The 2,049-nt window shown below is 69.1% G+C and carries 2 protein-coding genes (1 of these 2 only partly in view); both read left to right on the forward strand.

Translation table 11 applies throughout. From position 1 onward, the window contains the following. A protein-coding gene (locus B3547_RS14270; RefSeq protein WP_292964176.1) for a M28 family metallopeptidase crosses the window boundary here: on the forward strand, window positions 1-1,058 show its 3' portion. The gene continues 13 nt to the left of window position 1, outside the view; only the last 1,058 of its 1,071 coding nucleotides appear in the window; its start codon lies off the left edge, out of view; the stop codon is at window positions 1,056-1,058. Between the two features lie 65 nt (window positions 1,059-1,123). Next, window positions 1,124-2,049, forward strand: a 926-nt coding sequence (guaB, locus tag B3547_RS14275; protein WP_292964178.1) for an IMP dehydrogenase, incomplete at its 3' end; no start/stop codon positions are given.

Raw genomic sequence — 2,049 nt, forward strand, 5'->3', positions numbered from 1 at the left:
TGCCGCCGGGGACACCCTCCGCCGCGACCGAGGACCGGCCGGGGCGTCTGCTCGATGCCGGCGCATCGGCGGTGATCGTGGTGCTGGACGGCGATCGGCGCATCGACGAAGTGACGGCCCGCCGTCGGCGCGCGGGCTATGCGCTGGCGGGCGGGCAATTGGGTGGGGACATCGAGGCTTTCGTGACTCCGGCCTTTGCCGGGCAGATGCTGGCGGGTGGCGCCGCGCGCGATGTGGTCGCCCTGCGGCACGAGGCGGCCGCGGCTGGCTTTGTTCCGCGCCTGCTGGGCGTGGAAGGATCGCTGGAGGCGACCAGCACGGAAACGCGCGTGCGGACGCACAACCTGATCGGCAAGATCGAGGGGCGCAATCCCGCCGCCGGCGCGGTGCTGGTGATGGCGCACTGGGATCACTTCGGCCAATGCGGCACCCCGCCGATGCTGTGCCCCGGCGCGGTCGACAACGCTTCGGGCGTGGCGGTGATCACCGAAGTCGCGCGCAGCCTGGTGCGCGGGCAGGCGCGCGGCGCCAAGCCGATGGACCGCGATGTCTATTTCGTCGCTACCACGGGCGAGGAACTGGGCCTGCTGGGCGCGATGGCGTTTGCCGAGAACCCGCCGCTGCCGCTCGACAAGGTGGTGGCCGCCTTCAATGTCGACAGCACGGGGCTGGTGCCGGCCGGGCGGCCGGTCGCGATCGTCGGTCGGGGCATGACCGGGCTCGATGCCGGGATCGGCCGCGTGGTGGCGCGGATGAAGCGCAGGCTGGTGAATGACGATGCCGCCAACGCCTTCGTGCGGCGGCAGGACAGCTGGGCGCTGATGCAGCACGACGTACCGGCGGTGATGGTCAGCAGCAGCTATGGCGATCCCGAGCGGCTCGACCGGTTCATGAAGGAGCGCTACCACACCCCGGCGGACAAGGCGGACCTGATCGAGGTGGGCGGCATGGCCGATGACGTGACGCTGCACACCGAACTGGTGCGCGAATTCGCCGACGCGAAGCGCGTTCCGGCGCCCGGATCGGGCGGCGGTGCGACCAAAGGCGCTACCCCCTAGCGCAAACCGCCCGGCTTGATTACATGGGCCGCCACGATTCTCCCCGGACTGAAAGTGGCAGCACCATGGATATCCCCCTCGGCCTTACCTTCGACGACGTACTTCTGCGTCCCGGCGAGTCCGATCTGCTGCCATCGCAGGCCGATACCCGCACCCGCCTGACCAGCGCGATCTCGCTCAACATTCCGGTGCTGTCCTCTGCGATGGACACCGTGACCGAGGCGGACATGGCGATCGTCATGGCGCAGCTGGGCGGCATTGGTGTGCTGCACCGGAACCTGACCGTGGAGGAACAGGCGGCAGCGGTCCGCGCGGTCAAGCGCTTCGAAAGCGGCATGGTGGTCAACCCGATCACGATCGCGCCCGATGCCACGCTGGGCGAGGCGCAGGCGATCATGCGCGCCAACAAGATCAGCGGCATTCCGGTGGTGGAGCCCGGCGGCAAGCTGCTTGGCATCCTTACCCATCGCGACGTGCGGTTTGCCGACAATCCGGCGCAGCCGGTGCGCGAACTGATGACGCACGAGAACCTGGCCACGGTGAAGCTCGGCACCAGCGGCGACGATGCGCGCCGCCTGCTGCACCAGCGCCGGATCGAAAAGCTGCTGGTGGTGGACGATGCCTTCCACTGCATCGGCCTGATCACGGTGAAGGACATCGAGAAGGCCGTGACGTTCCCCAGCGCCACCAAGGACGCGGCGGGCCGCCTGCGCGTGGCCGCCGCCACGACCGTGGGCGAAAAGGGGCTGGAGCGCACGAAGGCGCTGGTCGAGGCCGAATGCGACGTGATCATCATCGATACCGCGCATGGCCATAACCGCGATGTCGCGCGCGCGGTGGAAGCCGTGAAGAAGCTTTCCAACACGGTGCAAGTGATCGCCGGCAACGTCGCCACGGGCGAGGCGACCCGCGCACTGATCGATGCCGGGGCGGACGGCATCAAGGTGGGCATCGGACCGGGATCGATCTGCACCACGCGCATCGTCGCGGG

The sequence above is a fragment of the Novosphingobium sp. UBA1939 genome, assembly GCF_002336885.1.
GTDB lineage: Bacteria > Pseudomonadota > Alphaproteobacteria > Sphingomonadales > Sphingomonadaceae > Novosphingobium.